Source organism: Actinomadura sp. ATCC 39365, assembly GCF_054392275.1.
Genome location: NZ_CP184335.1, coordinates 1,763,262 through 1,789,408, shown reverse-complemented (window position 1 = coordinate 1,789,408; position 26,147 = coordinate 1,763,262). Strand labels below are relative to the sequence as shown.

Below are 26,147 nucleotides of genomic sequence, written 5' to 3'. Positions count from 1 at the left end.
TCACTGATTGACGAGCATTCGGTGCGGTGTGTCGCGAGATCGTCAAACCTCTTCGATCGGAGATCCGCCGTGAGCGGCCGCCTCACGGGCGCGCCGCCACTGTACGAGCAGCCCGCCGGGGACGTCCTCGACGGTCAGCGCGTAGCAGATGTGGTCGCGCCAGGCCCCGTCGATGTGGAGTTGGCGACGCCGAATGCCTTCTTCCCTGAACCCGAGCTTCTCCACCACCCTACGGCTGGCCTGGTTCTCAGGACGGATGTTCGCCTCTAGCCGATGCAATCCGGTGGTGAAAAAGCAATGATCGACGGCCAGGGCCAGGGCGGTGGGGATGATGGCCCGCCCGGCCAGCGCGCCGTCCACCCAGTAACCGACCTGGGCGGAACGGGCAGATCCCCACACGATGGCCCCCACGGTGAGCTGCCCCGCGAAGCGGCCGCCGTAGGTGACCACCCAGGGCAGCGCCAGCCCCTGTCTGGCCTCGCGGCGCAGGGTGCCGACCATGGAGATGTACGGGCCGAGCCCCGTTCTGAACAGCGGGGTCTCGGGGTTGCTCGGTTCCCAGGGACGCAGCCAGTCGGCGTTGCGCAACCTGGTCTCGCGCCAGACGCGTACGTCGCTCAGCCGCAGCGGCCGCAGACCTACCGGGCCCTCGTTCAGAATCGCCGGCCAGCCACGAAGTCGATCCACGCCTCTCATCATCCCCCCATCGGGCTCGATGTCGCCACGGATCATCGATCGGCAGACCGAAACCTGGTCAGCGGGGGTGGTCGCCGCCCTTCATCTGCTCGACGGCGTGCCGCAGGACGGGCGCGAGCACGGCCACCCCATCCCGGACGCCACCGGACGAGCCGGGCAGATTCACGATCAACGTGTCACCCGCCTGACCGGCCAGCCCCCGGGACAGGACCGACGTGGGCACCTTGTCGCGATTCGCCAGGCGAATGGCTTCCGCGATACCGGGAATTTCCCTGGTGATCACGCGGGCGGTCATCTCCGGCGTCAGGTCGAGGGGCGTGAGCCCGGTGCCGCCGGTGGTGACGATCACGTCGTAGCCCTGCGCGACACCGTCCCGTAGGGCCGCCTCGACCGCGTCGCCGTCGGGGACGACCACAGGCCCCGTGACCTCGCAGCCGGCGTCGGACGCCAGCAACTCGGCCAGCAACGGCCCTGATTTGTCGGCATAAATCCCGGCGGATGCGCGGTTCGACACGGTCACCACGAGCGCCCTGATCACGTGGCTTCCCTGGTCCACAGACCGGTCTTCCCGCCGACCTTCTCCTCCACCCGGACATCGGTGATCACGGCGGCCGGATCGACCGCCTTCACCATGTCGATCAGCGCCAGCGCGGCCACGGTGACGGCGGTCAGCGCCTCCATCTCCACCCCGGTGCGGTCGGCCGTCTTCACCCGGGAGGTGATCGCCACGCCCCAGTCCTCGACGTCGAGCACGACCTTGACTCCGTGCAACGCGATCGGGTGGCACAGCGGGACGAGGTCGGGCGTGCGTTTCGCCCCCATGATCCCGGCGATCCGGGCCACCCCCAGCGCGTCGCCCTTGGGCACCTCGCCCGACCGCAGCAGCGCCACGACCTCGGACGACAGCAGCACCCGCCCGGTCGCCGTCGCGGTTCGGGCGGAGACGTCCTTGGCCGAGACGTCGACCATGCGCGCCGCGCCCGTCTCGTCGATGTGCGTGAACTCGCTCACAGCCGGATCACCTCCACGGCGGCCCCTTCGGGCACCTCGGTGACGTCCTCCGGCACCACGATGAGCGCGTTCGCCGAGGCCAGGGCCGCGAGCTGGTGGGAGCCCTGCCCGTGGACCGGCGCCACCGTGCCGTCGGCGGCCAGCACGCCGCGCAGGAACGAGCGGCGGCCCGACGGCGAGCGCAGCGCCGCGGTGGCCCGGGCGGTCACCGTCGCCGGGCGGCTGGGCAGGCCGCGCATCTTGTCGAGCGCGGGGCGGACGAACAGCATGAACGACACGAAGGAGGACACCGGGTTGCCCGGCAGGGCGAAGATCGGCACCCGGTCGTCGCCCAGGACGCCGAACCCCTGCGGCATGCCGGGCTGCATCGCGACCTTCTCGAACCGGACCGTGCCGAGCGGCGACAGCGCCTCCTTGACGGGCTCGTAGGCCCCCATGGAGACCCCGCCGCTGGTGATGATCGCGTCGGCGCGCACCAGATGGGTGTCGAGCTGGTCGAGCAGCACGGCGGGATCGTCGCCGACGGACCCCGCGCGGAACCCCTCGGCGCCCGCCTCGCGCACCGCGGCCGTCAGGGTGAAGCTGTTGGACTCCCAGATCTGCCCGCGGCCCAGCGGCGCCCCCGGCTCGACCAGCTCGGCGCCGGTCGAGATGACGACGACGCGCGGCTGCGGACGCACCCACACGCGCCGCCGGCCCACACCGGCGATGATCCCGAGCTGGGCCGGCCCGATCACCGTGCCGGCCTTGAGCACCACCTCGCCCGCCTGGACGTCCTCGCCCGCCCGGCGAATCGCGTTACCCACCGGGACATCACGATTGATCCGGACGGAGACCGTGCCGCCGTCCGTCCACTCCACCGGGACGACGGAGTCCGCCCCGGCCGGCATGGGCGCCCCGGTCATGATGCGTACGGCATGCCCGGGGCCCACCGCCCGCAGCTCGTCGGACCCGGCGGCGACGTCGTCGATCACCGGCAGCGTGCCGGGGACGTCCTCGGCCCTGACCGCGTAGCCGTCCATCGCGGAGTTGTCGAACGGCGGCAGCGGCACCGGCGAGGAGACGTCCTCAGCCAGCGTCGTGCCCAGCGCCCGCTCCAGCTCCAGCTCCAGAGGCGCCAGCGGACGCACAGTGGCCAGGATCTCGGCCAGATGCGCGTCAACCGATCTCATCGAGGAACTCCCGCAGCCACGGCACGAACTCCGGCGCCAGATCGGGACGATCGGCGGCGAACTTCACCACTGTCCGCAGATAGTCGAGCTTGTCGCCGGTGTCGTACCGCCGCCCGCGGAACAGCACGCCGTGCACCGGCCCGCCCTGCTCGGAGCCGCGGCCGGCCAGCGTGCGCAGCGCGTCGGTGAGCTGGATCTCGTTGCCGCGCCCCGGCGGGGTGTTCTCCAGGACCTCGAAAATGGCGGGATCGAGCACGTATCGCCCGATGACCGCCCACGTGGAGGGCGCCTCGTCCACCGGCGGCTTCTCCACCAGGTCGGTCACCCGCACGACGTCGTCCTCGACGGTGCCGGCGATGGTGGCCACGCCGTAGAGCGAGACCTGCTCCCTCGGCACCTCCATCAGCGCGACCACGCTTCCGCCGAACGTGTCGCGCACCTCGATCATGCGCTTGAGCAGGTGGTCGCGGTAGTCGATCAGGTCGTCACCGAGCAGGCAGGCGAACGGGTGGTCGCCGACGTGCTGCTTGGCGCACAGCACCGCGTGCCCGAGCCCCTTCGGCTCGCCCTGCCGCACGTAGTGCAGCGTGGCGAGCGAAGCGGGCTCGCGGACCTGGGACAACCGTTGCTCGTCGCCCTTGGCCTCCAGGGCCTCTTCCAGCTCGAACGCGCGGTCGAAGTGGTCTTCGATGGACCGCTTGTTCTTGCCGGTGACCATGAGGACGTCGAGGAGCCCGGCGGAGGCCGCCTCCTCGACGACATACTGGATCGCGGGCTTGTCGACGATGGGCAACATCTCTTTGGGTGTCGCCTTGGTCGCCGGGAGGAACCGGGTGCCCAGACCCGCGGCGGGCACGACGGCTTTCGTCACAGGGTCGAAGTCAGCCATGAGTAGACCCTAGTGGAGGTACCTGTGGACAAGCTGAACCTGCGTCGCCGACTGCTCGCGGCGCGTACCGCTCTGCCCCCCGAACAACTGCGGGCAAACGCCACCAAGGTCCGCGAGACGCTGCTCGAACAGCCGTGGGTCCAGATGGCCGGTCTGGTGGCCTGCTACTGGTCGGCGGGGTCGGAGCCGGAGACGCACGGTCTCGTGTTCGCTCTGTGGAAACACGGCGCGACGGTGATCCTTCCGGTGCTGAAAGACGACAATGACCTGGATTGGGCGGTCTACGACGGCCCGGACACGCTCGCCCCTGGCCGCTTCGGCATCATGGAACCGGTCGACACGCGCCGGGGCGTCGACGCCGTCCGCACGGCCGCGCTGGTGATCGTGCCCGCCCTCGCGGTCGACCGCCGCACGGGGGTGCGTCTCGGACGCGGCGGCGGTTCGTACGACCGCGCGCTGGCCAGGGTGGGGCCCAACGTCCCCACGGTGGCCCTGCTGCACGACGGCGAGCTGATCGACGACGTGCCCGCCGAGCCGCACGACCACCGGGTCCGTTTTGCGATGACGCCACACGGACTCACTAGGCTTATGTGACCGAAGGGACGAGAGGGGGCTGGATGACGCTTGATGTCTGGCTCCTGATCGGCGCCGGAATTGTCATCGCGGCCATCGCGTCCGTACGCATCGCACATCGCAGCGGTCTGCCCAGTCTCCTTCTCTTCCTGGCCCTCGGTCTGGTTCTGGGAGCTTCGGGGTTCGGCGCCAAGCTGGAAAGCCCGCAGGCCGTCCAGCAGATCGGCCTGATCGCGCTGGCAGTGATCCTGGCCGAGGGCGGTCTGACCACGACCTGGTCGCACGTCCGCAAATCGGTGCCTCTCGCCCTGATCCTGGCCACCGTCGGCGTGACGGTGAGCATCGTGGTCGTGGCGCTGGCCGTCCAGGGGCTGCTCGGCATGGATCCGAACGCGGCGCTGGTCCTCGGCGCCGTGCTGGCCTCCACGGACGCGGCCGCCGTCTTCTCGGTGCTGCGCAGGCTGCCGCTCCCGACCCGGTTGGCGGGGGTTCTGGAGGCGGAGTCCGGATTCAACGACGCTCCCACGGTCATCGCCGTCGTACTGCTCAGCGGGGCCTCGCAGCGGCCGGCGTCCGTGGGGACGTTCCTGCTCGAAACGGCCATCGAGCTGGTCATCGGCGCGGCCGTGGGGCTCGCGGTCGGGCCGGCGGGCGCGTACGCCCTGCGCCGCGTCGCCCTCCCCGCCTCCGGCCTCTACCCGATCGCCGTGCTCGCCCTCACCTTCGTCTCGTACGGCGGCGCGGTGCTGCTGCACGGCTCCGGCTTCCTGGCCGTCTACCTCACCGCCCTCATCCTGGGCAATTCACGCCTGCCGCACCGCGCCGCGACCAGAGGGTTCGCCGAGGGCGCGGCCTGGCTGGCGCAGATCGGGCTGTTCGTCATGCTCGGGCTGCTGGCCGCGCCCAAGGAGCTGCCGTCGGCCATCGTGCCGGGTGTGATCGCCGGGTCCGTGCTGGCGATGGTGGCCCGTCCGCTGTCGGTGCTGGTCAGCTCGACCGTGGCCCGGGTGTTGCGGCTGGATCGGGTGAGCTGGCGCGACCAGGCGTTCCTGTCGTGGGCGGGGCTGCGCGGCGCGATCCCCATCGTGCTGGCGACCATCCCGTGGGCGTCCGGCGTGCAGGGCTCGAAGGAGATCTTCAACCAGGTCTTCGTGATCGTGATCGTGTTCACGCTGCTGCAGGGGCCCACGCTGCCGTACGCGGCCCGCCTGCTCGGGGTGAGCGCGCCGGGTGAGGCGCACGAACTGGAGGTGGAGTCCGCGCCGCTGGAGGAGCTCAAGGCGGACCTGCTCCAGGTCAAGGTGCCCGTCGGGTCGCTCCTGCACGGCGTGGAGATCTTCGAGCTGCGCCTGCCCGCCGGAGCGGCCGTGACGCTGGTGGTCCGCGACGGCAAATCGTTCGTACCGGACAACAGCACCCGCGTCCGGGCCGACGACCAGCTCCTGGTGGTCGCCACGGCCGCCTGCCGTGACCAGGTCGAACGCCGCCTGCGCGCCGTGAGCCGCAGCGGCAAGCTGGCCGGTTGGCGCGGGGAGCGGGGGTTGGAATAGGTGTTTGGCCCAATCGGTTAGCATTAGCAGTCGCATCGCTCGAGTGCCAGAACGTATAAGGAGGAGCGCGTGCCGACCTACCAGTACGCCTGCAACGACTGCGGCGAGCAGCTCGAAGTCGTGCAGAAGTTCACCGACGATGCGCTGACGGTGTGCCCCAACTGTCAGGGCAACCTGCGGAAGGTGTTCTCCGCCGTCGGCATCGTGTTCAAGGGTTCGGGCTTCTACCGCACCGACAACCGCTCGTCCTCGACGTCCTCCACCTCTTCGACCACCCCGTCGAAGCCGGCCGAGAGCAAGTCGAGCGAGTCGTCGTCCGCGTCGTCCTCGTCGTCGTCCACCCCGGCGCCGGCGTCCGCCGCGGCTTCCAACTAGGCACGTCACCCCGCCCGCACGGGCGGGGGCCTCATCGAGGCCGGTCGGCGTACGCGCCGAGCAGTTCCGGCGCGATGCGATCGACGAGCCGCGCCAGCTGTGGATCGGGCCCCCAGTCAGCCACGAGCCTGCTCAGCCCCTCGCGTGAGCAGCGCACGAGCCCCAGGGCCGCCCGGTCCCCCTTCGGCGTGAGCCGCAGCCGCTCGCCGTCCCCAGAACGCTCCACCAGCCCCTCGTCCACCAGCTGGTCGACGTGGGGCCGTCCGTGTGCCCTGCTGACCTTGGCGCGCTCGGCCAGCTCGGCCGCCCCGACCCAGCCCTTGCCGTTGAGCCTGGCGAGCACCCACACCCCTTGCGGCGCGACGCCGCTCAGCCCGGCCAGCGCCCCGAGCCTTTCGTAGTAACCCCTGCGCAGGTCGGCGTCGGCGAGCCGCATGAGCCCACGTTCGACCTCCTCCAGCGACGACCGCTCGGCCGACGTGGCGCCCAGCCCCTCGCCCAGGTCCGCCGCCTTGGTGGTCTCCCTGAGCCGCGTCTGCGGGATGAACCAGCTCAGCGCGAACGCACCGAACATCACCGGCGCGGCCACCCGGAAGACGGTGGCGATGGCGTCGGCGTACACATGGAGGAACTGACCGGCCAGCGCGGGAGGCAGCCGCTGGATGACGGTCGGGTCGCGCTGGATCCTGGACGGGTCGAACCCCGCCGGCAACCGGGCCCTGGCCAGCACCTCCCGCAGGTCGCCGTTGAGCGTGCCGGTGAAGACCGCCCCCAGCGTGGCGACCCCGAAGGACCCTCCGATCGACCGGAAGAACGTCGCTCCCGACGTGGCCACGCCGAGGTCCTTGAAGTCGACGGCGTTCTGCACGACGATCACCAGCACCTGCATGGTCATCCCGAGCCCGACGCCGAGCACCAGCAGGTAGCCGCCCATCGTCAGCAGGCTGCTGCGCTCGCTCAGCCCGGACAGCAGGAACAGCCCCACCGTCGCCACGGCCGTGCCCGCGATGGGCAGGAAGCGGTATCTGCCGGTCTTCGAGATCACCAGCCCGCTGACGATCGACAACGTGAGCATCCCGGCCATCATCGGCAGCAGGTACACCCCGGACAATGTGGGACTCACCCCATGCACGACCTGCAGGAACAGCGGCAGGTACGTGAGCGCCCCGAACATCGCGAACCCCACCACGAACCCCACCGCGGACGACATCGCGAACGCCCGCACCCGGAACAGCCCCAGCGGCAGCACCGGCTCGGCGGCCCGTCGCTCGACGGCCACCCACGCCGCGACCAGCGCCGCCGCCCCCAGCGCCAGACCGGCGATGACCGGGCTCGCCCAGGGATAGGTCGTGCCGCCCCAGGTCGTGATGAGCACCAGGCACGAGGTCGCGCCGCCGAGCAGCACCACCCCGGCGTAGTCGATGCGATGGCTGGTGCGCGTGTCGTCGCCGGGCAGCGCCGCCGCGATCACGCCCAGGGCGATCGCGCCCAGGGGGAGGTTGACGTAGAACACCCAGTGCCAGGACAGGTGGTCGACGAACAGCCCGCCGAGCAGCGGCCCCACGATGCTGCTGACGGCGAAGACGGCGCCGAAGAAGCCCTGGTAGCGCCCTCGTTCGCGGGCCGAGACCACGTCGCCCACGATCGCCTGCGCGAGCACCATGAGCCCGCCGCCGCCCAGCCCCTGGATCGACCGGAACCCGATCAGCTCCCCCATGTTCCGGCTCAGCCCGCACAGGGCCGATCCGAGGAGGAAGATGATGATCGCGGCGATGAAGAGCCTTTTGCGGCCGTACTGGTCGCCCAGTTTGCCCCACAACGGCGTGGAGACGGTCGAGGCGAGCATGTAGCCCGTCACCACCCAGGAGAGCTGCTCCAGCCCGCCCAGGTCGCTCACGATCGTCGGCAGGGCCGTGGAGACTATGGTCTGGTCGAGCGAGGCCAGCAGCATGCCGAGCATCAGCGCGAGGATGATGAGGCCCAGCCCTTTTTGCCGCATGCGGTGATCCTACGCTTCGTACTGGCGTGCGTACGCTCCGCGTTCGGGCGGCCTGCCGGCGCCGGTTCGGTTATCCACAGAACGGCGTTCGGCGTTCTCGTGGCCCCCGGCCGTCCGGCTACTCTCGGCGCCATGGTCACTCGCGCAGACATCGGCGTCCTCGGCGGCTCGGGCTTCTACTCCCTCCTCGACGACGCGGAGGAGATCGAGCTCTCCACCCCCTACGGGCCGCCCAGCGACGTCGTCACCGTCGGCCGCATCGGCTCGCGTTCGGTCGCGTTCATCCCCCGGCACGGCCGGGATCATCGCTTCCCTCCCCACCGCATCCCCTACCGCGCGAACCTGTGGGCGCTGCGCTCGCTCGGCGTGACCCAGGTGCTCGCCCCCAGCGCCGTCGGTTCGCTCAAGGCCGAGTACGGCCCCGGCGCCATCGTCGTGCCCGACCAGATCGTCGACCGCACCTCGGGCCGGCCGCAGACGTACTACGACGTCTCGGGGGCCGTCCACGTCTCCTTCGCCGACCCCTACTGCCCGTCCGGCAGAGCCGCGGCCGTGACCACGGCCCGCTCCACCGGCTGGGGAGACGTCGTCGACGGCGGCACGCTGGTGGTCATCGAGGGCCCCCGCTTCTCCAGCCGGGCCGAGTCCCAGTGGTTCGCCGCCAACGGGTGGTCGATCGTGGGCATGACCGGCTACCCCGAGTCGGTGCTGGCCCGCGAGCTGGCCCTGTGCTACACCTCGCTCTCCCTGGTGACCGACCACGACGCCGGGGTCGAGGCCGGCCAGGGCGTGACCCACGACGAGGTTCTGGAGTTCTTCGCCCGCAACGTCACCCGCATGCGCACGCTGATCGCCGAGACCGTCCAGGCCCTGCCCACCGACCGCACGTGCTCCTGCGGCTCGGCCCTCGACGGCATCAAGCTGCCCTTCGAGCTGCCGTGAGCAGGCAGCCCGCCTGGCTGCGGCCGTGGGCCCGGCGTCGTCGGCTGATCGCGGCGGCCCTGGCCGCGGTGGGCGTCCTGTCGGCCTATGTCGCCCTCCGTCCCGCCGCGGGCCCCGAGGTCCTCATCGCCGCCCGCGACCTCGCCCCCGGCCCCCTGCGTCCCGGTGACCTCCGTCCGGCGCCGCTCGCCCACCCTCCTGACGGGGCCGTCCGGTCGTACGCGGGGGGCCGCTACCTTGCCGGGCCCATGCGCCGGGGCGAGCCGCTGACCGACGCCCGCCTGCTCCATCCCCTGCCGCTGCCGCCGGGCACGGTGGCCGCCCCCGTGCGCATCGCCGACCCCGACGCCGTCGCCCTCATCTCCCCCGGCTCGACCGTCGGCGTCCTGGCGGCCTGGGAGGGCGGTCAGCCGGCCCAGCTCATCGCCGACGACGTCCGCGTGATCACCATCCCGCGTCCCGCCGCCGATTCCCGTACCGGCGGCGCGCTGGTGGTGCTGGCGGCCACCCCGTACCAGGCGGCCCAGCTGGCGGGCGCCCAGACATCGGGCCGCCTCTCCATCACCTTCAAGAGTTAACCGAGAGTAATCGTTCGACTACGATTCTCGGCCATGAACGGATTCAAGAAGTTCCTCATGCAGGGCAACGTCCTCGACCTGGCCGTCGCGGTGGTCATCGGGGCGGCCTTCAACTCGATCGTGCAGTCGTTCGTCGCCGACCTCCTGACCCCACTGATCTCCGCCTTCGGCGGCCTGCCCGACTTCTCCACGCTGAAGATCACCGTCGGCGCGTCCCACTTCATGTACGGCAAGTTCCTCAACGCGGTGATCTCGTTCCTGATGATCGCGGCGGTGATCTACTTCCTGGTCGTCAAGCCGTACACGCATTTCAAGGAGCGCGCGGCGGCCCAGGTCGAGGCCAAGACCCGCGACTGCCCCGAATGCCTGTCGGAGATCCCGAAGGCCGCCTCCCGCTGCGCCTTCTGCAGCGCCGAGGTCGTGCCCGCCTAGAGCTGCGAGTCGATCTTCGGGTCGTACTCCCAGTGCCACGGCTCGAACGGGCTGCTGTAGGCCCAGGCGGGATGGAACCACCCGTACCTCTTGGAGTTCTTCTCCATCCACACGAACTCCGTGGACCGGAACCGCTCCACCCCGCCGCACAGGTCCACAGCCAGCCCGAGACCGTGGTTGCTCCGCCCCGGCACGGCCGCGAACCCCGGCCGCCGGTAGTAGACGGACTGCTGCTCGGCCAGGCTCCGATAGGCGTCCGTCACACAGATCGCCTTGCCGAACCGCCTCCGGTAGGCCTCGTTGAGGCTGACGAAGGCGATGGTGGCGTCCGCCCGCAGACTGAACCCCTTCTGCTGCAGCGGACAGAGCATGCTCTTGGGGATGAGCCCGTTGGGGTAGTTGTTGGCCGTGGCGGCCTGGAGGGGATTGCAGCCCAGCGCCGCCCGCCCGACCTTGTCGATCTTGATGCCCAGCTTCACCAGCGCCGCGGTGAGCGACTTGACGATCTTGTCCGAACGCTGCCTGAGCGTGTCGATCTCGGCCGCCATCTGGGCCTCGGCCAGCAGGTTGCCCGCCCTCAGCTCCTGAGCGTCGGCAGCCAGCCGTTCGGCCTCCTTGTACAGGGTGCTGGTCTGCTCCACGGCCTGCTGCCGGACCCTGACCATCTCGGTCGAGTCCGAGAGCGCCCGCAGGGTGCCGACCCCGGCGTCCCCCGACAGGAACGGCACCACGCCGTCCGCCCCGACGGGCTGCTCGTAGAGCAGCTCCGCAAGCTGCGAGACCGGCTGCCGGATCACCGCGAGCCTGCGTTCCAAGTCCTGCAGCCCGTTCAGCTTGGTCTTGAGCTCCTTCTCGGACGCCGCGATCGTGGCACGCCGCTTCTCCAGCGCCTTGGTGGCGTCCTCAAGCTCCTTGGCCGACTTCTCGGCCTCCTTGCGCAGCTCCGCCAGATTGCTCGGATCCCGCCGCTCCACCTGGGTGCGCGCCTGCGCCTGAACCGCTGATGGCACGAAGAGAGAAGCCATCGCCATGACGACCGCGATCAGACCCGCTGATCGAGGGGATGGCACGTTCGACTCCTCCGTTTGCACACTCGTTACCCGGGTCAGGCACGCACGTTACTACAGCCCCCCGAGTGTCCGGACCGAACTCCGAAGAGCTGCTATGAGACAAAAAGCGCACTATGTACGGCTCCCCCTCCCCACCAGCGACATCGCCCCCTACGCCCGACTCCCGGCGGAACCGTGCACCGTCCTGGACCTTCCTGTCAGGGTTTCTCCCTTCGGCGGCCCGGGACAAGCTGTCACGGTGCAGCCTGGGGACGGCTGCGGGAGTGCGTGCACCGGATGGGTGAGCCAGCCGCACCGCTGCGCCGCTTTCATCCGCCCTGACCTGCAGTCACCGCGGTACGTCTCCGCCTCTTCCTACGTCGGCTCGTTCCTCTCCGATGTCCGCCACAGCGCCCTTCTCACTTCTCCGCACCCTCCGACGTCCCCTTGTCATGTGGACCCGTAATGCGCGGAACCACCCATGACTTGAGCTTCGACGGCTCTGAGCCTGTTTCAGGAACGGTGCTCACCACTCCCTTTTCGGCCAGTCCCCTGGGATCACCGGCGACAGCGTCTCCCTGTCGCAGCCTGTTGGGTACGACGGGCGGTCACCCCCAGAGCTGCGCCACCCGACCTGCAGTCCCTCCACACGACACGCAACGCCCTCCGGCCTCTCGTGACCTCGTCTCGGCCCTCCGGCCAAGAGCCTCCACCGCAGCCGCCACGCAATCGCACGCAGACCTGCCACCAAGACCACCGAAGCCGACGCCCTCTATCTCAGCGGCGAAGTACCTCCTGAAAGGAAGCCCCAACAGCAGCCAACACGAAGCCACTCAAGCCACTCCCCCCGCCGAGACAGCACGCGGGAAGAGCCGGTCATTGACCTCACCCGCCAGCGGCCTGCGCGACACCGCGCCACAGCAGCACACCTTCTTCAGCCAACACCCGTCGTCGACTTCACAAGCCCGACAACCAGCCATAGCGGGCATTCTGTGCCGCTTCCTGCTCACGCTCCCGGCACATGTCCCACAGCCAGGTGTCCTCCCACTCCCCCGCACACCCTGGCAAGGACCGCGAAGCCTCAGGCACGTACGGCTCCTCCTCAACCACAGGATCCGGCTCCGGCGCGGGCATAGGCACCGAGGACCGCACCTCCAACGCCTCGGACACCTCGGAGACCTTCCGCACAGGCGCCGGAATCACCCCTTCGTACCGCCGATCAGGATGCGCAGGCGCGGGCACCCACACAGGCTCGAACGCCAACCGCACCGCCCTCCGCTCCTCCATCCCCACCGGCGCACCAACTCCCTCGAACCCCCGCATCTCCCCCGCCAACAGCCCGCCGGCAAGAATCGCCGGCGCCAGCAACGCCCCGAACAACACAACGGGCCGCCTACGAGCTTGCGTGGATCGCCTCCTGGTCACAGGCAGAAGCTAGCCACGCACGAAGCGCAGGAATCTGACCGCTTGCCATGCCTTTACCGCAGCTCAGAGCACCCATAACCAACCTCACCAAACTGACCCCGGCCCGGCGGCCCACGCACTGCCCAACTTTCGCTAGGCTTACGAGCGTCCGCCTCCGTAGCTCAGGGGGATAGAGCACCGCTCTCCTAAAGCGGGTGCCGCAGGTTCGAATCCTGCCGGGGGCACTCATCTTGATCAGGCGTTTCACCTTCTGACCTGCGGTTTCTTGACCGCAGGTCTTTTGCTTGCCAGACCCTTGATAGGCCGCCGAGTGCACCCGAATGCAGCCGTAGGACAGCGCTCTGGGGACATGCGGGGGATGATCTTGGTGACGTCCCAGGGGCACCTGTGCCTGGGTTCATAGCCAGCCGAGTTCCCCTCTGCCGCCCATTTTCTCCTGCAAGGACGAGCTCGGGTGAGCCTCGACAGGCACGGCAGTGAACCCTCCGACCGTCCCGCGCCGCTATTGGAGCCGGCTACGCACTTCGTTGATGAAGTCCCACCATTCGCCGACCCGTCCACCTGAATAGCCGTGCCCCTTCAGCGTCAGTTGAAGGGTCCGCTTCAGCGGATGCGGTGACTGCATGATCGCCTCGTTCCGCAGAGCCAGACGAGTGAGCTCACCCTGTGAGGGCGGCTGGTTGCTCTTCTGCCCGTTGCAGAGCCGATGTGCAGGGGCGAGGTTCCAGATCGCGTCCAGATCGACTTTCGTACCGCTCAGGAGCCGCTTGAAGGAGTACGGAAACACGTGGTCGACCGCGACCTCGTCGACACCGGGGATGAGCGGTTGAGCACAAATGATGCAGCGGCCATGCTGAAACCCGATGACAGCGTCAGTAACCCCGGCAACTGAGCGTCGCCGTTCTTTGTCGGTGATCCGCAGCGTCGTCAGATCGACCGCGACGCCCTCCTCCACAAGACTTCGCCCTACGCCCGCGGCGAAGGAGGTCTCAACGATGCTCCACCTGGCGGCCAGTTCCGCCTGCAGGGTTGCCCTCTGCTCCGACAGAGCGACCTCACGCAGAGGCTCTGTCAGCTTGACCACCCGTTCGCGAGCGCTGCCGGTCACCTCGTAGAAGCGATGAGGTATCTCGGCGCCGCCATTGCCGCGCAGATTGTGAAACTTCTGCATCACCATCTCTGGCATCGACTTCATCGCAGCGGCGAGCAACTTCTCCGTGGGCGAACCAAGCCGTACGGACTCTGCGGTCTCCTCCTGAGCCACGGTCAGGAAGTCAGCTCCGCTGGTAGCGCTCCGTTGCGAGGTCTGCGGCGCCTGCGCCAGATGTTCCACCAGGCTCATCGCGTACGGCCTGGCCAGCTCCCGTAGAGGGATGTCGGTGCGCCCCTCGGCAGCGGCGCCCAGCAGCGCCTCCCCCAAGGCGAACTTGTAGGTACGCGAGTTGGCGCCCATGAGCACCGCCAGCCTCCATGAGGAGCGAGCGGTTGGTTCTTCGCGAAAGAACTCCACAGTCATCCGTACATACCAGCCTTGATCGCGTTTCGACCGGTTCAGGGTAGTTCGCGATCACGTGGATGTCACTGAGGCTCGATAGGCTCAGAAGCCTTGCAGGTAGGGCGCTCGAAGTGAAGGACGTGGAGCATGGGCAAACTGGTTCGGGACAAGATTCCGGACATCATCCGCCAGGGCGGTGAAGAACCGGTCATTACCGTGCTCGACGGCGTCGACTACCGGAATGCTTTGCTGACCAAACTGTTTGAAGAGGCCACCGAACTTGGCGAAGCGTCTCCCTCCGAAGTCGCGGAAGAGATCGCCGATGTGTACGAAGTTCTGCGTGCGCTAGCTACGGTCCATGGGCACGACTGGAGTGCGATCGAGAAGGTGGCGGCCAACAAACGCGAGGAGCGCGGAGGGTTCCACCACGGTCTCTACCTGGCGTGATTGGTCCTTGCCTCATCTGAACCATGAGGATCTCTGCTCAGATGTGACTTGTAGCAGAATGAATGGCCCCATGAGCCGCGCGAGTCATAGGCAGACATCGAAGTCCCCGAGGATTCACAGCGTCCTGTAACTCCCCAAAGGTGTCAGTCGACGTGATCTCAAGCATCCTGAAACAGCGATGAGCACACGCGTGACGCCAGCCGCAAGCTTCAAGAGCTGATCGGCAGGCTGCGAGCATGGGCACGCGCCGAGGAGCGGAGACCACTCAAGTACGGATGAAAAGCATGACAGCGGTTCTGATCCAAATTGAGGGGAAGATTCAACTGAGAGATCAGTGCAGACTCCCCCGTCCAGGGCTCGTCATGACGGACCCAACACACCCGGGCGTGTTCCGCCATCCAATCCGTCAGTTCCTTCTCACCGGCCTGCCCGAAGGTCAACCGCTTCCCACTACCTACCCGTCGGAGCTCGAGCCCGAGCAGGCAACCGAGACTGAGCCGCAGGGTGGAGCCCTCAGCATTGCCGCGGAAGTGGTACCGCACCCTGCTCCGGAGATGCTGCCTGCTGGCTCGCGTCGCCATACGACGGGGAGCAATCCCAACGTAGAGGAGACGGTCAGCCGGCAGGCTTGGATGCGGAGCCTGGGTGAAGTACCACCCATAGATGCCCGCGGCGCTCGGCACCGGACTCGGGCGGGCGAGGACCTCGGCCGCTTCCCACAACCTGATCGGATTTAGCAGCCCAGCGGTGTCCATCCTTTGCCTCCAATCTCAGCCGTGCAGGAAGGTTAAAGCACGCCACAGACAATCCGGATGGAGGTGCTGCCGCGGGTACCGAGCAGATTCAACCGCTGGCCGGTCGCTCAGACCTACGAGGCGCCGCACCACTTGACGCGACGCGATGATTCGGAAGGCACTGCCCAGTGCGCACCAGGCCACAAGACGAACTGTTGTCGGCGTGACGTTCCGACCTAGGGTGTCATCGTGCAGTACCTTGCCCTCTTTGACCTCGACAGGACGCTCATTGACCTCAGCGGCGCGTTCCTGCGGTGGGCCGAGGAGTTCGCTGAGCACCATCACCTGAAGCCGGAAGACACCTCCTGGCTCACCTCCCTGGATCAGGGCGTACACCCTCACCGGGACGTCTTCTTCACCAAGGTGCGCGAGCACTTCGCACTGGCGGAGCCGGTCGAAGAGCTGTGGGCCGGCTACCGTCAGCGGATGCCGTACCTCGTGAAGTGCTACCCAGGCGTCCTGGTGGGGTTGGCTGACCTACGGGCCGCGGGGTGGCGAGTAGGAATCGTCACGAATGGCATGGCGGACAATCAGCTCGGCAAGCTCCACCGAACCGGCCTGGCCGATGCGGTTGATGGCTACGCCGTGTCGGGGGTTGAGGGTGTCCGAAAACCGGATGCTCGCCTGTTCCAGATCGCCGCCGAGCGGTGCGGAGCCAGCCTCATCGATGGCGGTTGGATGGTGGGTGACAACCTCATCGCGGACATCGCAGGTGCTCAGGCTGCTGGCTTGCGCGGGATCTGGGTCGATCGAGGTACGTGGCCGGGGCACGAGCATCGGGCCGATCACGTGGTGGCGGACGTAGCCGAGGCGATTGCCATTATGCGTGATACGCATCAGCTGAGATAAGCGTTGAGATTATGCCGTATGAGTCATTCGACTCGACGGCACCACGACCGCCCTTTATCGTCACATTGATCCCATAGATAGTCGTCCTCAAGATCCGAAGGATCCAGGATGATGGCGTCCCAGGAACAGATCGCCGCCGCCCGGCGGACGATCGAGCAGTTACGCGACCAGCACGCTAACGACGTGCGCAAACTCGTCAGGCTGCTCGAAGACGGCGCGATGAAGGGCAAGGCCGCCGACAAGCTGCTCAAGGACTGCCAGGCATGGGAGGCGGCCTATAAAGGCGCCTTCAACCGAGCCTTGGCACTGGTCGAGTCCGCACGTCCCGATCCTGCCGAGCCGACGACCGCATTGGGGCAAGGCTGGACCCCACCGGTCAATCTGCCGGGAAGGGCCGGCTGATGAGCCCATCTGCGAACCGGATCGGCATCGACCCGGCGCTGATGACTCAGCTGATCGGCGAGATCAAGCGCCTGAAGCAGTCATGGCCGGACGCGGATGCGCAGATCGGTAGAGCCTTGGGCTCGATCGGCGCCAGCATGACTGGGCCGGGCACACTGGCAGACGTCGCATCTCAGATCGCCCAGCAGATTCCCGACCTTCAGCGCCGCCTGGACTTGATCGTCTCCACTCAGAAGATCGCGCTCGACAAGGGTGTTGTCTGGGCGGATGAAACGCTGTGGGCTTCGAACTCGCCGGCAAGCGGCGCCGCAGCCGCCAAGTCCGTAGCCGACCAGCTTCGCAAGGCCATGAAAGACGCTCTCAGCGCTAGGGGCGGCCTCACCAAGGAAACATTGGATTTGCTGGAGAAGCACCAGCACGATCCCTACTTCGCGGTCGCCTTCTTCAAGGAGATGCCCCCCAAGGAGTTGAAGGTGCTCCTGACGAACCTCTACCTGAAGCACCGCGGCTCTGCGGAAAAGCCTTGGGGGAAAGCGTCGTTGTCGTCGCCCGTCATGGACGGTGTGGCACGTGCTTTGAGCGTCACCTTGGGAACGGCCTCGCGTGGAGTCGGCGAGATGAAGCTACCCAAGAGCTACGTCGACGAGCTGTTGTCGACCGACGATCTGCTGAGCGATACCGTGGTTGACGAACTCCTACGGTACGGCACATTCGACGACGCGTTCCTGCGCGAGATCGCCAACAAGGTCTTCGACAACGCCAAGAAGCCACCATCCCAACAGGAGGCCATCATCCGGTTCGGTGCCGGCCTGGCAGCTGCTTTGGCTAACAACGCCAGAGTTGCGCAGGATTTCTTCACCGATCCCGCCCGTAAGCCCCTGGCCTTCCTGATGCGCGACAACCGCTGGGGCCACAGCAGCGGCGACCTCGGCCGGGCTATTGAGGCGGCCACCACGAGGTTCCGCGACCACGGCCAACCTCCCGGCAGTTCACGAGGGTACAAGTCAGCCTTGATCGCGTCCTGGGCTGTCCACTTCTGGTCAGACCCGCGAGCTCAGGCCAACCTCCCTGACACACGCATGAGCGCAGGCCGTGTTTTCTCGGCCTACATGGGCGACGTTCATCGCATCTCTGGTAGTAGCAACAAGGAGTCGATGGGTGTAACAGAGTTACCGGACCCAGACCCGAGCCTTCCCGGAATTCAGCCTTATGGAGCTCTGTTCAATCAGGACGCGGTCAAGAACGTGATGACATGGGCCTTCAAAGATCCCCAAGCGCTCAAGGCGGCCGCCGAGGCACACGGAGAGTACAGCGTGAAGGTCTTCGATTACCAAGGAATCAATATCGGAAGAGAGATCAGTTCGGCATTCAGTGCATGGCACAGTAGTCATCCAAACGCTACGGACGCCGAACAGCGCGCATACCGTCAGAAGTTGCTGTCTGATGGCATGACAGGAAAAATGGGAGACCTCTTCAATGCCAGAGTTTATGGCCTGAGCAAGTCGCTGCATCTCATAGTCGACGCCGGAAACCTTGCGAACATCAAGGAAGCCGACCGAAGAGATGAGGCCAACAACGCACTCAAAGACGCGTTCACCAGAACGCTCAAGCTGGCGCTCACGCCCGCCGGGGACTGGGTCGTCTCGGGGTATGAATTCGCAGAAGCATATGCCAGCGACAGCGTCAATTTCACTGAAGGGAAGGCGGCCCGAAGCAAGGCAGTAGATACGCTCGTCGAGAGTCAGAACCTATTCAAAGATCTCACCGTCGATGCGATGATGCGACATGGCCTGTTCGGCGATGAAAAAACTCCAGGAGCCATTCATCCTCACGCCTTTGATAACTATAAAAGAAATTCTGCAGGAGACTTCATCGCCAGTGGCCAGATAATACCGCGAAGCGAGATGACCTCCGAACAGGCGTTCGCCTACGACGAATGGCTAAGACTTTCACCAGCGTCAGGCCTCTGGCGCAAGACTGACAGTTCTGTCTGGGAGGGGTTCCAACGGCCTAGCGATGACTATCCAGAGGCGGAGGAATGAGAGCACGGCGTTCAGCGGCAATACTGTCAGCCGCTCTTGTCACTGCGGCAGCATGTTCGTCGCCGCCATCTCCCCCTACCGACAGGCGGCCGCTAGGCAGTGTTACAACACCACCCTTAGAGTGCGATTTTCTTTCCAGCGAGGCCATATCTCGCGCCATTGGCCTGGACACTTTCTACGCAAGCGGCACCGACTCGCCAAAAGACTCCTCTCGCTGCATTGTTACCAGATCCCCGAGCATTCGAGACAAGGCGCTACTTTTCATCGAGCTGCACAGCCCCTTCACTTCCACGCTGGGGAGCCTAGAAAACACCAAGTTCGTCGACAAGGGAACCGACTTGCCGATCGACTCGAGGCCGGGCTATAGCGCAGTCATAAAAGACACGGATGGAAACCCGACTGGAGCAAAGGCGCTCGCATGGACGCGTAACGGTTCCAAGATGCTTGAGATCCAAATAGTCCGCGGCGCACCGGGCCGAGATCACCGTGCAGACGCCATCGAGTTCGCCCGGCAACTCCGCCCCATTCTCCTCAGTTCCAGTCGGGGATGATGGCGCTATCCGTAGAGAAAGTGACATGCCCGATTGCGGATGAGGAACTCTGATCGGGAAGGCGGAAAGAGCTCGTCACACTTCGTGGCGATCCAAGGAGCCGGGCTCGTCCTGTCGCGTTCCTCAGGAACCATGGGCCTGAACCTTCTCGGACGACGAGGGGGTGTCGCAGCCGTCGTGTGCGGCGTCCGGGGGATGGCTTTATAGCGCTGAGGTGGCACAGTCAAGTCCTGTGCTTGATGGTGGCTCCCGAGCCGTCTCGTCTTGTTCTTCGACTGCTTGCGGTCTGCCCGCGGCACTGTCGAGGGTGGAGGCGCATGGGAAGCGGGTGCGTGCGTCGCTGGCGGGGTGAGCACGGCAGGGCGATCAGTAAGGCTCGGGCGGGGTGTCGGCAGCGAGGTAGCTGTCGTTCGAGGCGACGCGTTGTCATTGCCCCACGCGCTCGACCAGAGGCTGAAGCTGCCACAGGCCAAGAGGCCCGCGATGAGCACCGACCGGATCAAGCGACCCCGCCTTCGCAGACCTGATCGCTTGGGCGATGCAGGGGGTGAATACGTTCGCCAGTCGAGGGAGTCGGACGTATTGAGGAGCCGGGGAAGGTCTCGAAGCGACCGGCCATGCGGCGGTTGCCGCGGCGAGGGTGGCTCTGCGGGGAGCAGCGCGGGGTGGTTGGGGTCGGTGTGCATGGTCCTCCTCTCGCTGCGCGTGCATGACAGGGTGGCGCAGCGTGATGGGTTTCTGTGGGAACGACGCGGCATGGCGAGCAGCGTGAAACCAAAGGGCCCCGGCAGATCCGGGGCCGAAGGGGGACAAGGGTCAGTTATGTGTCGAGGGCGTTGTTGATTTTGCTGTTGATCTGCTCTTGCTGGCCGTCGATGCATTTGGCGTAGACCCGCAGGAGCACGTCCACGCTGTGGCCGGCACGTTTGGCTACCTCGGGGGCCGGGACGCCGGCGTTCAGCCAGAGGGAGACCGCGGCGTGGCGGAGGTCGTACGGTCGTGCTGCCAGTGAGGAGGCGGCCTGTTCCGGGGTGAGGGCCAGTTTGCGGGCTTCTTGCCAGACGTAGGAATGTGCCGAACTGGAGTAGGTGCCGCCTGTGGCCGTGCTGAAGATCCTGCCGTCCTTGGCCGTGCCGTACTCGGCGACGTGGTCGCGGAGCAAGCTGACCAGGGTGGGCGGAATGGGGATCTCTCGTGTCTCCTTGTCCGCGCGGTGCTTCAGGCTGCGGGACTCGTGGGTCTCGCCGGAGTTGGTCCAGCGTTTCGTGCCTTGGGGACGGGCCTTCTCCAGGATGATCAGGCCCCAGCCCGTTTCAGGTAGCGTGCAGTTCTTCAGCCGGAGGTCGGCCGCCTCCTCTGGCCGGAGAGCGGCGTAATAGATACAGGCGAACAGGGCTTGGAGTCGAGCGCCCCGCTTGCGGCCCACCTTGGGCAGGGCATTGAGGAGTTGCCGTGCTTGGGCGGGATTGACCACCGTACGAGGGTCGATGACTGTGACGGCCCTCGGTGCCGTCCACTTGATCTCGTCCAGCGGGTTGGTGTTGAACACCTTCTGCTCTACTGCGTGTTCCAGCAGGTGATGCAGGATGGCGCGCTTGCGCCGTACCGTGTTCGCCCCCGCTGGAGTGCCGGCGAAGGTGACCGAGATGGCGTCGAGGGCCGTACGGAGAACGTGTGCCTCTCCCAGCGCCGAGAGCGGGAGTGACGCCCTCTCCAGCCAGGCCAATGCCGCTGCTTGGGCCGTCGCCAGAGCGTCACGTCTGCCCTCCGGGAGCAGTGCGTGAATCCTGAGGACTTCCCGCAGTTCCTCAGCGGCGGGCCGGCGGGGTGCATCGGACACCAGGGCTGGAATCAGGGTTAGGAGCGCGTACGCGTCCGTCTCGCGGGTCCGGGCCGCTGAGGTGTTCCAGCGGCGGAGAACGTACGCCTGAGCGAATTCCAGGAAGGACGGCCCGGAGGACCCGGCGGCGAGCATCGACACCGGCAGGCCGGTGGCGATGTCGAACTCCTCCCCCGCCTTGGCAGCCTGGCGCAGGTCAGAGACGAAGGCGTTGGCCAGGCCCTTGGTCCTGAAGCTCTTGGACTTGGGCTTGCCCGCGACCCGCCAGCGGGCGATGAATGTAGGAGTCTCGCGGTCCGTACGGTGCTGGATTTCGCCGAGCTTCACGTCGTAAGTCGTGTTCATACGGCCCCCCGTCGCGAGTCGAGCCAGGCTGTGAGGTCGCTCCGCCAGACGCGGAGTTCGAGGTTGGGCAGTTGGACGCAGACCGGCGCGCGGCCAAGCTCGCGCCAGCGGTAGAAGGTGCGCCGGGAGACGCCGCCCAGTTCGGCGAGAACCTGCGGGACGGTCAGCAGTTCGTCGCGCCTACTCATCGGCGGTCACCAACTGCGTGGCGAGTGGTGTGCCAGTGAGTGCAGCCGCGAGGAGTTGGTCTCCGAGGGAGAGGCCTTGTCCGGCGTACTCCCAGTGAGCGACGACGAGGACGGTGTCTTCGTCGAAGAGCGGCAGCCGCCCGAGGCTGATCTCTTCTGTTCGTATGTGTTCTTCGCGGGCGGCGCGGAGGTCGCCGAGGGTGGTGGAGTAGTGGCGGCTCTTGGTGGAGAAGTGGCCGCGGAAGCCGAGCATGTGGGCCCAGTGGGTCAGCCGCAGGTCGGCCAGGTCCTCGTCGCTGCCCAGTCGCATGCAGGCGGCGATCAGGCGGCGGGCGTGGTCGCGAACGGGCAGTGTTTCTAGGTTGTCGAGAGGTTGGATGCGGCGGTCCAACGTCCCCACGCATTCAGCAGCCTTGGTGGCGTACTTGGCGATGTAGGCGGCGACAGCCTGTTCGGTGAGGTCGCCCTTCATGGTGATGCGGCGGACGTCGAGCTGAGTGCCCCATCGGAACGTGCGGCCCAGCGGCTTGATCTCGGCGGCCACGGCGGTTGTCGCGTGCTGGACGGCGTCGGCCAGGGCGTCGGCGGTGGCCCAGGCCGGAGGTGGCGAGTTGGGGCCGTCGGGTCCGTCGAGGCGGATGACGGCGTGGAAGTGGACGACGCCGCGGCGCTGGTATTCGGCGACTTTGGCGAAGGCGATGGTCGCCTGGTCGCGCAGGGCTTTGACGGTCAGGTCGTTGAGGCGGGCGAAGCGGCGGCGTAGGGCGAGGGTGAAGCGGCGCCAGAGTTCGGGGCTGATGGCGTTGAACAGGACGGAGCCGTCGTAGTCGTAGCAGTCGGGGCACAGCGGTTCGCCGAGACGCGGGTCGTCGGCGTGGTGCCGGTCGGTGCAGGACATGAGCTGTCCGTGCGAGCACGTCTGGGCGTTGCGGCGGGCGTGGCAGCGCTGGACCTCGCCGTTCTTCTCCCGCCGCACGTGGACCGCCCCGAAGGACGGTGCGGTAAGGGTGACGAACAGGCACGGATGCGAGCTGACCGTCGCCGGGACGCCCTTGCCACCGACGAGGCCGGCGCGGACGAGTTGGTAGGTGTCGGCGCGGTAGACCTCGGCGCAGGCCGGGCAACGGGAGGCGCGGCGAGTCTTACACGGAACGCGCAGGACGCCGCCCGGTTCCCGGTTGGTGCTGTAACGGTGGAGCAGTTGGCCGGTGGCCTGGTCGAAGTGCTCGACCTTGCCACGCAGATGGATGGGCTGTCGGCAGCCGCCCGTGCGCTTGATCTGGCAGGCCCAGCGGTCGTAGTCGGGCTGGTGGAGCCGGTCGATCATCCCGGCTACCGCGTGAGAGCGCGCAAGGTGGGGCAAGATGGGCTCCGTCCTATCCAGTGACGCTGGTGTGGATGGCCCCCGGCCTGGCGCGGATCTTGGCGGATGTGTGGCCAGGCGGGGGGCGCTGCGCGTTATGCGCCGTGGTTGTCGATGCCGCTGCCGTGGCAGTCGGCGCAGGTCTGGTCGTCGGTGATGCCAGTGCCGTTGCAGGTGCAGCAGCAATAGCGCGGGATCGGGATGGTCACCGGTTGTCCCGAGGGACAATGCGGACGTACACGCGGTACTTGCGCGGGTGAGCGCGGTCCGGGTACGCCCGGGACATCGCGGTGACGGTGAAGACCTCACGTAGATGGATCAGACCGAGGGTGATCTCCGCGCGGTTTCCTTCGAGGCGGATACGCATGTTGGTGAGCTCCTAGGTCTCGTCGTGCTGGATGGAGTCGCGGTAGCTGTTCACCGCGTCGTGGCGGGCTTGGGCGGCGGCGAGGATGGCCACGGCCCGGTATTCGACCGGCCCGAAGTGGACGGAGGTCGCGTAGTGGCCGTACGGCGAGTTGTCGAATTCGATGGGTGATCCGATCCGGGCGGCGATCTGGTCGATCTCGGCGCGCATGTCCTCGTCGGCTTCGTGGGCGGAGAAGTAGTGGAGGGTCGGGTCGGGCGGGGCCGGTACGTCGGGGTGGGTCTCCAGGAAGATGGCCAGGTTGAGCAGGCCGTTGATCAGTTCTCGGCGGTGGTCGTGCATGACGTTCCTCTCAAGGGGTCTCTGGTGTGGTCCGCAGGGTGCGGAGCAGGGTTGAGGCGAGTTGGTCGGACACGCCCAGGCGGGCGCGCAGCAGGTCGCAGGTGATGGGCTTGCCGTGCTTGGTCTGGTGTTCGACGGCCACGCGGCGGGCGTAGTCGACCAGGGCTGGTGCGGGAGCGGGACCGTTGTCGTCAGCGGGGGCGAGCGCGGGACGGTCCTCGTACGAGACGGCTTGGGACGTCTCGGGGACGGACGGGGACGCTTCTGCCCAGGACGAGGACGGCTGTAGGACGTCCTGGGACGGTTCGGTTCGGGCAGTGGTGGCGCGGCGTTCGAGCATGGAGACCGCGACGAGGAAGGCGCCGGCCGGAGTGGCTGCGGTGATCCAGCCCCACACGGTCGGTGCGGCTTGTTGCAGGTTCGCGGCCAGGGACAGGACGACGCCGCCGGACAGGACGAGTACGGGCCAGGAGATGAGACCGCGCCGAGCTTTGCCTGTCTTCTTGTCGCGCTGGCGTTCGCGGGCGGCCATGACGCAGGTCAGGTCGATGCAGACCGCGATGGCCCAGGCCATCCAGCCCTGCTGGCCGTTCTCGGTGGCGGTGTCGCGGATGTGGGTGAAGGATCCTGCTCCGGCGATGAGGGCCAGGGCGACGACGGGGCCGGTGTCGAGCAGCCAGGCGGCGAAGTGTCGCATCTTGTTCCTCCTCTCCGGCGAGTCAGGCGGTCTGGGAGTCGGGTGTCTGGTGAGGTTGTGCGGCCATGACCTCCGCCCACGTCGGTGCTCTGTCGGCGTAGGTGTGGGCGGCGTGTTCGGCGGCTTGTTCGCTGACGTAGAAGGACCGGGCCCGGTACCACTGGCCGTCCTGACCGGCGACGATGGCGACGCCAGGCGTCTCGGCGGCGATGGCGCGAGCCGAGTCGAGCGCCGCCGGATCGAGATCGCCAAGGGTCATGGTGGCGGTCTCGGGATCGTTCACCCGGTGGCAGATCCGTCCGGAGCACTGAGCCCGTAGGGCGGTGACACCGGGACCGAGGTCAGAGCCGATGCGCTGACCACAGCAGAACAGATAGATGCCGAACGCCCTACCGAGCTGTGCCACCCGCAGCAGCGCGGTCGAGGTCTTGGCGATCTCGTCCTTCTCCGACTTGTCGGCCATCAGGTACAGCTCGGCCAGCTCGTCGACCAGGACGACGACCGGGACCGGACGCATGCCTGGCGGGAGCTGCCAAATGTTGCGGGCCGAGGCCATCCGGCACAAGCCCATCCGGTCGGTCATGAGCTCCACCAGGTCATCGAGCAGCCCGCCGCACTCGGCGCGGCTCGTGGCCAGCGCGGACAGCCGCGGCGCATATGGCGTGAACTCGACTCCGCCCTTGAGGTCGAAACCGACCAGGGCGACGGGTTGCGGGGCCAGGCCGACGATGAGCGCGTTGGCCAGGTTGGACTTGCCCGACTGGGTGGCGCCGGCGTTCAGCCAGTGCGGGACCGTCCGGAAGTCGACGGTCCAGGGCTTGCCGGTTTCCAGCCGACCGACGGTGACCTTGAGCAGTTCCGTCGAGGGCGGCAGGTCATCAACCTGGACCAGCGGATCGCGCAGGGTGACGGCGATGCGTACCCGACCAGGCTTGTCAGAGGAGACGCGCACGGCGTGCACGCCCCAGGAGTGCGCCAGCCGTTCGGCGGCGTCGGAGTAGTCGGCCGGAATCTGGCCTTCAAGGGTGTGCAGCGTGACCCGCCAGCCGTAACGGGTCGGCAGCGGCAGCCACATGAACGGCTTGGTGTCCACGGCGACGCGCTGGAACTTGCGCCTCACGCGGACGACGCCAGTCGAGGCCACCATGCCCGGAACAGTGGTGAACCAGAACCGCTGCCGCTTCTTGGTCAGCCCGCATCCGAGGGCGACCTTGCGCCAGGACGCCCGCACGCTGATCGCGGTCAGCGGATAGCCGACGACGAGCCAGAACGACGGGTGATGCCAGCGGCGCCAGGCCCAGAGCCCGGCCGCGACAGCGGCCAGGACTCCGAGCAGGGTGTAGAGCTGATCAGACACTGGCTGCCTCCTGCTGCGGGAGCAGGGCGGCGGCCCGGTAGGCGATCCCCCAACGGCCGGCGATCTCCCAGACGTAACCGAGCAGGCCGACCGCGTTGACGGCGTCGCCAGCCTTGATGGGCGGTTCTCCGCTGATACCGATCTTCACGAGCTCGATCCGGCCGAACTCGTCCTCTACCGACACGGTCACCTCGTAGACGGTGTTGCCGTTCTTGTCGGTCTTGATCTCTCCGGTGTCCTTGTTGAGCAGCCGCGGGCGCGGCGCCTTCACGCAGGTGATCGCGAGCTTGCTGGTGTCCACAGGGATGGGGACGGTGCGCATGGCGTGAGTTCCTTACGTAGTGACGCTGTGACTCTTAGTATTCATGGAACACTTG

At 67.2% G+C, this 26,147-nt stretch carries 27 protein-coding genes and 1 tRNA gene; 11 read left to right on the top strand and 17 right to left on the bottom strand.

Going from position 1 to position 26,147, the window contains the following annotated elements; genetic code table 11:
- Positions 1 to 42: 42 nt before the first annotated feature.
- Genes ACNF49_RS09130 through galU form a run of 5 tightly spaced genes read right to left on the bottom strand, consistent with a single transcriptional unit; the run spans position 43 to position 3,768 of the window.
- Positions 43 to 696, bottom strand: a complete 654-nt coding sequence (locus ACNF49_RS09130) for a GNAT family N-acetyltransferase (protein WP_352366396.1) — start codon at positions 694 to 696, stop codon at positions 43 to 45.
- 58 nt (positions 697 to 754) lie between these two features.
- Complete coding sequence (locus ACNF49_RS09125; protein WP_498702272.1) at positions 755 to 1,219, bottom strand: MogA/MoaB family molybdenum cofactor biosynthesis protein; 465 nt, start codon at positions 1,217 to 1,219, stop codon at positions 755 to 757.
- An 11-nt stretch (positions 1,220 to 1,230) separates the two neighbouring features.
- Positions 1,231 to 1,707 carry a cyclic pyranopterin monophosphate synthase MoaC gene (moaC, locus tag ACNF49_RS09120; protein WP_498702271.1) on the bottom strand — a complete coding sequence of 159 codons (477 nt, stop codon included), beginning with the start codon at positions 1,705 to 1,707 and terminating at the stop codon, positions 1,231 to 1,233.
- Positions 1,704 to 2,879, bottom strand: coding sequence for a molybdotransferase-like divisome protein Glp (glp, locus tag ACNF49_RS09115; protein WP_357985564.1), 1,176 nt, complete (start codon positions 2,877 to 2,879; stop codon positions 1,704 to 1,706). The genes moaC and glp overlap by 4 nt, the downstream gene beginning before the upstream one ends.
- Entirely contained in the window at positions 2,866 to 3,768 is a 903-nt protein-coding gene (gene galU / locus ACNF49_RS09110; protein WP_357985567.1) for a UTP--glucose-1-phosphate uridylyltransferase GalU, read from the bottom strand. Before galU ends, glp begins: the two co-directional genes overlap by 14 nt.
- A 24-nt stretch (positions 3,769 to 3,792) precedes the next feature.
- On the opposite strand from galU, the gene ACNF49_RS09105 reads away from it, so the two are divergent.
- The 3 genes from ACNF49_RS09105 (at position 3,793) to ACNF49_RS09095 (ending at position 6,266) form a co-directional block, all read left to right on the top strand.
- The gene (locus ACNF49_RS09105; protein WP_482943404.1) at positions 3,793 to 4,362 is read left to right on the top strand and encodes a 5-formyltetrahydrofolate cyclo-ligase; all 570 of its coding nucleotides are present in this window, start codon (positions 3,793 to 3,795) and stop codon (positions 4,360 to 4,362) included.
- Positions 4,363 to 4,385: 23 nt separating this feature from the next.
- On the top strand, positions 4,386 to 5,891 hold the full coding sequence (locus tag ACNF49_RS09100; protein ID WP_482943403.1) for a potassium/proton antiporter: 1,506 nt from the start codon (positions 4,386 to 4,388) through the stop codon (positions 5,889 to 5,891).
- 69 nt (positions 5,892 to 5,960) lie between these two features.
- On the top strand, positions 5,961 to 6,266 hold the full coding sequence (locus ACNF49_RS09095; RefSeq protein WP_482943402.1) for an FmdB family zinc ribbon protein: 306 nt from the start codon (positions 5,961 to 5,963) through the stop codon (positions 6,264 to 6,266).
- A 31-nt stretch (positions 6,267 to 6,297) separates the two neighbouring features.
- Here the strand turns inward: ACNF49_RS09095 and ACNF49_RS09090 are convergent, their stop codons facing one another.
- On the bottom strand, positions 6,298 to 8,265 hold the full coding sequence (locus ACNF49_RS09090) for an MFS transporter (RefSeq protein ID WP_482943401.1): 1,968 nt from the start codon (positions 8,263 to 8,265) through the stop codon (positions 6,298 to 6,300).
- A 132-nt stretch (positions 8,266 to 8,397) separates the two neighbouring features.
- Here ACNF49_RS09090 and ACNF49_RS09085 point away from each other — a divergent pair, with 132 nt between their 5' ends.
- From ACNF49_RS09085 to mscL, 3 genes are read left to right on the top strand one after another with little or no spacing between them, the layout of a single operon-like run.
- On the top strand, positions 8,398 to 9,207 hold the full coding sequence (locus ACNF49_RS09085; protein WP_482943400.1) for an S-methyl-5'-thioadenosine phosphorylase: 810 nt from the start codon (positions 8,398 to 8,400) through the stop codon (positions 9,205 to 9,207).
- Complete coding sequence (locus ACNF49_RS09080; RefSeq protein WP_482943399.1) at positions 9,204 to 9,785, top strand: RcpC/CpaB family pilus assembly protein; 582 nt, start codon at positions 9,204 to 9,206, stop codon at positions 9,783 to 9,785. Before ACNF49_RS09085 ends, ACNF49_RS09080 begins: the two co-directional genes overlap by 4 nt.
- A 33-nt stretch (positions 9,786 to 9,818) precedes the next feature.
- On the top strand, positions 9,819 to 10,217 hold the full coding sequence (gene mscL / locus ACNF49_RS09075; RefSeq protein WP_482943398.1) for a large conductance mechanosensitive channel protein MscL: 399 nt from the start codon (positions 9,819 to 9,821) through the stop codon (positions 10,215 to 10,217).
- Here mscL and ACNF49_RS09070 read toward each other — a convergent pair.
- Entirely contained in the window at positions 10,214 to 11,227 is a 1,014-nt protein-coding gene (locus ACNF49_RS09070; RefSeq protein WP_357985588.1) for a D-alanyl-D-alanine carboxypeptidase family protein, read from the bottom strand. The two genes, mscL and ACNF49_RS09070, sit on opposite strands and share 4 nt — an antisense overlap.
- A 1,614-nt stretch (positions 11,228 to 12,841) precedes the next feature.
- On the opposite strand from ACNF49_RS09070, the gene ACNF49_RS09065 reads away from it, so the two are divergent.
- Positions 12,842 to 12,915, top strand: a tRNA-Arg gene (locus tag ACNF49_RS09065).
- Between the two features lie 278 nt (positions 12,916 to 13,193).
- Here the strand turns inward: ACNF49_RS09065 and ACNF49_RS09060 are convergent.
- A complete protein-coding gene (locus ACNF49_RS09060; protein WP_482943397.1) occupies positions 13,194 to 14,207 on the bottom strand; it encodes an HNH endonuclease in 1,014 nt (337 codons plus the stop codon).
- Between the two features lie 126 nt (positions 14,208 to 14,333).
- Here ACNF49_RS09060 and ACNF49_RS09055 point away from each other — a divergent pair, with 126 nt between their 5' ends.
- Positions 14,334 to 14,633: a nucleoside triphosphate pyrophosphohydrolase gene (locus ACNF49_RS09055; protein WP_482943396.1), complete on the top strand. Its 300-nt coding sequence runs from the start codon at positions 14,334 to 14,336 to the stop codon at positions 14,631 to 14,633.
- 209 nt (positions 14,634 to 14,842) lie between these two features.
- Here ACNF49_RS09055 and ACNF49_RS09050 read toward each other — a convergent pair whose 3' ends face one another.
- A complete protein-coding gene (locus ACNF49_RS09050) occupies positions 14,843 to 15,388 on the bottom strand; it encodes a GIY-YIG nuclease family protein (protein ID WP_498702270.1) in 546 nt (181 codons plus the stop codon).
- Between the two features lie 228 nt (positions 15,389 to 15,616).
- Between ACNF49_RS09050 and ACNF49_RS09045 the strand changes: the two genes are divergently transcribed.
- The 3 genes from ACNF49_RS09045 (at position 15,617) to ACNF49_RS09035 (ending at position 18,720) form a co-directional block, all read left to right on the top strand.
- On the top strand, positions 15,617 to 16,276 hold the full coding sequence (locus ACNF49_RS09045) for an HAD family hydrolase (RefSeq protein ID WP_482943395.1): 660 nt from the start codon (positions 15,617 to 15,619) through the stop codon (positions 16,274 to 16,276).
- Positions 16,277 to 16,384: 108 nt separating this feature from the next.
- Complete coding sequence (locus ACNF49_RS09040) at positions 16,385 to 16,678, top strand: hypothetical protein (RefSeq protein WP_482943394.1); 294 nt, start codon at positions 16,385 to 16,387, stop codon at positions 16,676 to 16,678.
- Positions 16,678 to 18,720, top strand: coding sequence for a hypothetical protein (locus ACNF49_RS09035; RefSeq protein ID WP_482943393.1), 2,043 nt, complete (start codon positions 16,678 to 16,680; stop codon positions 18,718 to 18,720). Before ACNF49_RS09040 ends, ACNF49_RS09035 begins: the two co-directional genes overlap by 1 nt.
- 1,371 nt (positions 18,721 to 20,091) lie before the next feature.
- Here ACNF49_RS09035 and ACNF49_RS09030 read toward each other — a convergent pair.
- From ACNF49_RS09030 to ACNF49_RS08995, 8 genes are all read right to left on the bottom strand, one after another.
- A complete protein-coding gene (locus ACNF49_RS09030; protein ID WP_482943392.1) occupies positions 20,092 to 21,456 on the bottom strand; it encodes a tyrosine-type recombinase/integrase in 1,365 nt (454 codons plus the stop codon).
- Complete coding sequence (locus ACNF49_RS09025) at positions 21,453 to 21,644, bottom strand: helix-turn-helix transcriptional regulator (protein WP_357999261.1); 192 nt, start codon at positions 21,642 to 21,644, stop codon at positions 21,453 to 21,455. The genes ACNF49_RS09030 and ACNF49_RS09025 overlap by 4 nt, the downstream gene beginning before the upstream one ends.
- Positions 21,637 to 22,971 carry a replication initiator gene (locus ACNF49_RS09020; protein WP_482943391.1) on the bottom strand — a complete coding sequence of 445 codons (1,335 nt, stop codon included), beginning with the start codon at positions 22,969 to 22,971 and terminating at the stop codon, positions 21,637 to 21,639. Before ACNF49_RS09020 ends, ACNF49_RS09025 begins: the two co-directional genes overlap by 8 nt.
- Before the next feature lie 241 nt (positions 22,972 to 23,212).
- Positions 23,213 to 23,374, bottom strand: a complete 162-nt coding sequence (locus ACNF49_RS09015) for a hypothetical protein (protein ID WP_357696279.1) — start codon at positions 23,372 to 23,374, stop codon at positions 23,213 to 23,215.
- A gap of 12 nt (positions 23,375 to 23,386) precedes the next feature.
- The gene (locus ACNF49_RS09010; protein ID WP_482943390.1) at positions 23,387 to 23,716 is read right to left on the bottom strand and encodes a hypothetical protein; all 330 of its coding nucleotides are present in this window, start codon (positions 23,714 to 23,716) and stop codon (positions 23,387 to 23,389) included.
- Positions 23,717 to 23,726: 10 nt separating this feature from the next.
- Complete coding sequence (locus ACNF49_RS09005; RefSeq protein ID WP_482943389.1) at positions 23,727 to 24,413, bottom strand: DUF2637 domain-containing protein; 687 nt, start codon at positions 24,411 to 24,413, stop codon at positions 23,727 to 23,729.
- Between the two features lie 22 nt (positions 24,414 to 24,435).
- Positions 24,436 to 25,770, bottom strand: coding sequence for an FtsK/SpoIIIE domain-containing protein (locus tag ACNF49_RS09000; protein WP_482943388.1), 1,335 nt, complete (start codon positions 25,768 to 25,770; stop codon positions 24,436 to 24,438).
- On the bottom strand, positions 25,763 to 26,092 hold the full coding sequence (locus ACNF49_RS08995) for an SCO3933 family regulatory protein (protein WP_357696286.1): 330 nt from the start codon (positions 26,090 to 26,092) through the stop codon (positions 25,763 to 25,765). Before ACNF49_RS08995 ends, ACNF49_RS09000 begins: the two co-directional genes overlap by 8 nt.
- Positions 26,093 to 26,147 lie beyond the last annotated feature (55 nt).

Bases quoted from the DNA above. Each gene is read 5' to 3' on its own strand.
- ACNF49_RS09040 (WP_482943394.1), top strand. From the start codon at position 16,385: ATGATGGCGTCCCAGGAACAGATCGCCGCCGCCCGGCGGACGATCGAG.
- ACNF49_RS09010 (WP_482943390.1), bottom strand. From the start codon at position 23,716: ATGCACGACCACCGCCGAGAACTGATCAACGGCCTGCTCAACCTGGCC.
- ACNF49_RS09050 (WP_498702270.1), bottom strand. From the start codon at position 15,388: ATGGACACCGCTGGGCTGCTAAATCCGATCAGGTTGTGGGAAGCGGCC.
- ACNF49_RS09100 (WP_482943403.1), top strand. From the start codon at position 4,386: ATGACGCTTGATGTCTGGCTCCTGATCGGCGCCGGAATTGTCATCGCG.
- galU (WP_357985567.1), bottom strand. From the start codon at position 3,768: ATGGCTGACTTCGACCCTGTGACGAAAGCCGTCGTGCCCGCCGCGGGT.
- ACNF49_RS09035 (WP_482943393.1), top strand. From the start codon at position 16,678: ATGAGCCCATCTGCGAACCGGATCGGCATCGACCCGGCGCTGATGACT.
- ACNF49_RS09015 (WP_357696279.1), bottom strand. From the start codon at position 23,374: ATGCGTATCCGCCTCGAAGGAAACCGCGCGGAGATCACCCTCGGTCTG.
- glp (WP_357985564.1), bottom strand. From the start codon at position 2,879: ATGAGATCGGTTGACGCGCATCTGGCCGAGATCCTGGCCACTGTGCGT.
- ACNF49_RS09025 (WP_357999261.1), bottom strand. From the start codon at position 21,644: ATGAGTAGGCGCGACGAACTGCTGACCGTCCCGCAGGTTCTCGCCGAA.
- ACNF49_RS09060 (WP_482943397.1), bottom strand. From the start codon at position 14,207: ATGACTGTGGAGTTCTTTCGCGAAGAACCAACCGCTCGCTCCTCATGG.
- ACNF49_RS09020 (WP_482943391.1), bottom strand. From the start codon at position 22,971: ATGATCGACCGGCTCCACCAGCCCGACTACGACCGCTGGGCCTGCCAG.
- ACNF49_RS09030 (WP_482943392.1), bottom strand. From the start codon at position 21,456: ATGAACACGACTTACGACGTGAAGCTCGGCGAAATCCAGCACCGTACG.
- mscL (WP_482943398.1), top strand. From the start codon at position 9,819: ATGAACGGATTCAAGAAGTTCCTCATGCAGGGCAACGTCCTCGACCTG.
- ACNF49_RS09090 (WP_482943401.1), bottom strand. From the start codon at position 8,265: ATGCGGCAAAAAGGGCTGGGCCTCATCATCCTCGCGCTGATGCTCGGC.
- ACNF49_RS09130 (WP_352366396.1), bottom strand. From the start codon at position 696: ATGAGAGGCGTGGATCGACTTCGTGGCTGGCCGGCGATTCTGAACGAG.
- ACNF49_RS09005 (WP_482943389.1), bottom strand. From the start codon at position 24,413: ATGCGACACTTCGCCGCCTGGCTGCTCGACACCGGCCCCGTCGTCGCC.
- ACNF49_RS09055 (WP_482943396.1), top strand. From the start codon at position 14,334: ATGGGCAAACTGGTTCGGGACAAGATTCCGGACATCATCCGCCAGGGC.
- ACNF49_RS08995 (WP_357696286.1), bottom strand. From the start codon at position 26,092: ATGCGCACCGTCCCCATCCCTGTGGACACCAGCAAGCTCGCGATCACC.
- ACNF49_RS09085 (WP_482943400.1), top strand. From the start codon at position 8,398: ATGGTCACTCGCGCAGACATCGGCGTCCTCGGCGGCTCGGGCTTCTAC.